Origin of the sequence: Saccharothrix hoggarensis (assembly GCF_042678885.1) — a bacterium.
In the GTDB taxonomy this organism is placed as follows: Bacteria; Actinomycetota; Actinomycetes; order Mycobacteriales; family Pseudonocardiaceae; genus Actinosynnema; species Actinosynnema hoggarensis.
The window spans coordinates 1-2,093 of record NZ_JBHTLK010000447.1; the positions used below are offsets into that span (position 1 = coordinate 1).

Annotated in this window: 6 protein-coding genes; all 6 read right to left on the reverse strand. The window is 72.8% G+C overall.

Annotation, left to right across the window (positions count from 1 at the left end; translation table 11 throughout):
• Window positions 1-20 precede the first annotated feature (20 nt).
• Window positions 21-485, reverse strand: coding sequence for an NUDIX domain-containing protein (locus tag ACFQ3T_RS36205; protein ID WP_380730623.1), 465 nt, complete (start codon window positions 483-485; stop codon window positions 21-23).
• Window positions 486-490: 5 nt separating this feature from the next.
• Window positions 491-655, reverse strand: a complete 165-nt coding sequence (locus ACFQ3T_RS36210) for a hypothetical protein (RefSeq protein ID WP_380730613.1) — start codon at window positions 653-655, stop codon at window positions 491-493.
• A 19-nt stretch (window positions 656-674) separates the two neighbouring features.
• Window positions 675-956 (reverse strand): hypothetical protein, encoded by a 282-nt coding sequence (locus ACFQ3T_RS36215; RefSeq protein WP_380730615.1) that lies wholly within the window; start codon window positions 954-956, stop codon window positions 675-677.
• On the reverse strand, window positions 953-1,423 hold the full coding sequence (locus ACFQ3T_RS36220) for a DUF3307 domain-containing protein (protein ID WP_380730617.1): 471 nt from the start codon (window positions 1,421-1,423) through the stop codon (window positions 953-955). Before ACFQ3T_RS36220 ends, ACFQ3T_RS36215 begins: the two co-directional genes overlap by 4 nt.
• On the reverse strand, window positions 1,423-1,863 hold the full coding sequence (locus tag ACFQ3T_RS36225) for a hypothetical protein (protein WP_380730619.1): 441 nt from the start codon (window positions 1,861-1,863) through the stop codon (window positions 1,423-1,425). Before ACFQ3T_RS36225 ends, ACFQ3T_RS36220 begins: the two co-directional genes overlap by 1 nt.
• Window positions 1,863-2,093 (reverse strand): hypothetical protein (locus ACFQ3T_RS36230; RefSeq protein ID WP_380730621.1); only part of this gene is annotated, 231 nt, incomplete at its 5' end. The genes ACFQ3T_RS36230 and ACFQ3T_RS36225, both read right to left, overlap by 1 nt.

Consider the following 2,093-nt stretch of genomic DNA (forward strand, 5'->3'; position numbering starts at 1 on the left):
GGCCGCCGGTCCGGGCGAAGTCAGTGCGCGAGGGTGATGCCGGCCTGCATGTACAGGTCCACGGCGTCGGCGAGGGCCTGGTCGTGGTCGAACGCCAGCGGCCCGAAGTCCGTCGACAGCACGTCGGTGACCGGCCACCAGCGGGCCTGGCGGGCGTCGTCGCCACCGACGGCGACGGGCATGTGGTCCAGCACCGCCGCGAACGCCACGGACACGACACGGCCGCGCGGGTCGCGGCCGGGGGTGTCGTAGATGCCGACCCGGTCCAGGTTCCACTCCTCGAACGCGACGCCGGTCTCCTCGTGCAGCTCGCGCACCGCGGCGGCGGCGAACGTCTCGTGCGGGTCGACGTAGCCGCCGGGCAGCGCCCACCGGCCCGCGAACGGGGCGTGGCCGCGCTCGATCAGCAGCACGTGCCACTGCCCGGCGGTGTCGGGGGCGAACAGCAGGACGTCGGTGGTGATGGCGGCGTTGTTGTCCTTCATGGCGCTCACTTCCCGTTCCGGTTCTTCTTGGCGGTGTTGGCGGGGTCCGGGATCTGGCACCCGCAGGTCGTGTCCACGGAGAACCACATGCCGTCGGTGGTCTCGGTCCAGTCGTCGTAGCGGCCGGTGCCGCCGCACTTGACGCAGTCGGGGTCGAACTTGAACTTCATGGCGAGCAGTCCTTTCTGGTCAGGCGGCCGGCGCGATGCCGTCGGCGGCGCTGGTGGTGGTGTCGGTGATCTCGGCGGCGTGGCGTTCGGCGTTCTCGGCGGCCTGGTGGGCGCGGTCGTTGACGAACGGGTCGTCGGCGTACAGGGCCACGTCCCCCCACAGGTCGGCCAGCTCCAGCCACCAGTCCACGGCGTCGGGACCGGTGCGCGGCACCGACCCGCACGTCGCGAAGTGCTCCGCCAACGCGAGCACCGCCGCCGTGTACCGGGCGGCCCGCGCCGCGAACCGCGCGGCCGTCACCGCAGCACCGCCGTCAGCAGCGACGCGACACCCAGCCACAACCAGTGCCACGACTGGTCCAGCGCGTACGCCCCGGTGCCCAGTGAGGGGTTGTCGTCGTGGTCGGGACGCGGCGCGCCGAGCGCGTAGAACCCGCGGTGACCGATCAGCGTGGCGAGACGGGCCAGGGTGTGGCGCCGGTCCGCCCAGTAGTGCGTGACCGCCGACACCAGCTGACCGACGACGAACCCGAGCCCGGTGATCGGCAGGTCCAGCAGCCACCACAACACCGCGACCGTCCCCGCCGTCACCAGCGTGTACGACACCACGTGCCGCAGACACGCCACCCGACCCGCCCGCGACCGCAGGTTCTTGTGCGCGGCCTGCGCGTCGCTCTGCACCCAGTGGTCGGCAACGTTGTGCGCCACCAGCAACGCGGGCAGCGTCACCGCGAACGTCACCGCCGTCGCCATCGTGTCGAGCTGCATCACGCCACCCGCCCCACGGCCATCACGGCGAGCCGGCGCGTCACGTCCGACACGGCCACGAACACCGGGTCGACGTCCCGGTCCAGCGTGATGCCCAGCACCCGCTCGGCGCGGCCGACGTCGGCACCGTTCAGGTGGTCCCACACCTCCACCCGCGCGGTGCCCGCCGACGTGGAAATCTCGCCGACCGTCACCACCCGGACGTAGCCGTCCTCGGGAAAGAACCGGACGAAGTCGAACCCCAGGGCAACCGCGGCGCGAGCCACCCCCGCCAGATCGGCCGCCCAGTCCCTACGCGACGCGACCTGCATGGACACATCGGCCCCGGTGGTGGGTTGCGGATACGCCCGCACGTCCACCCCGCACACGTCCAACGATTCGCCGTGCTCGGCCAGCACCACGGCCGTCACCGCCGCCAACCCCGCCAGGTTCCGGCTCATCACGCCACCCGACCCGACATCGACGCGGCACGAGCCGCGGACCGGCGCGCGGCGTTGCGACGCGCCTTACGGCCCTTCCCCTTCGACACACCGAACACCGGCGCCGGAAGCGCCGCCGCCACGACCACCGGCCGCGACTCCCCCTCCAACTCCGCCTGCGCCTGCGCCACCGACACGCCGTACCGCGGCGTGATCCCCCGCAACGCACGGGCCGCGATCCGACGGTTCCG

Excerpts from the sequence above, each read along its gene's own strand:
- ACFQ3T_RS36225 (WP_380730619.1), bottom strand. The coding sequence starts at position 1,863 with ATGAGCCGGAACCTGGCGGGGTTGGCGGCGGTGACGGCCGTGGTGCTG.
- ACFQ3T_RS36220 (WP_380730617.1), bottom strand. The coding sequence starts at position 1,423 with ATGCAGCTCGACACGATGGCGACGGCGGTGACGTTCGCGGTGACGCTG.
- ACFQ3T_RS36205 (WP_380730623.1), bottom strand. The coding sequence starts at position 485 with ATGAAGGACAACAACGCCGCCATCACCACCGACGTCCTGCTGTTCGCC.
- ACFQ3T_RS36210 (WP_380730613.1), bottom strand. The coding sequence starts at position 655 with ATGAAGTTCAAGTTCGACCCCGACTGCGTCAAGTGCGGCGGCACCGGC.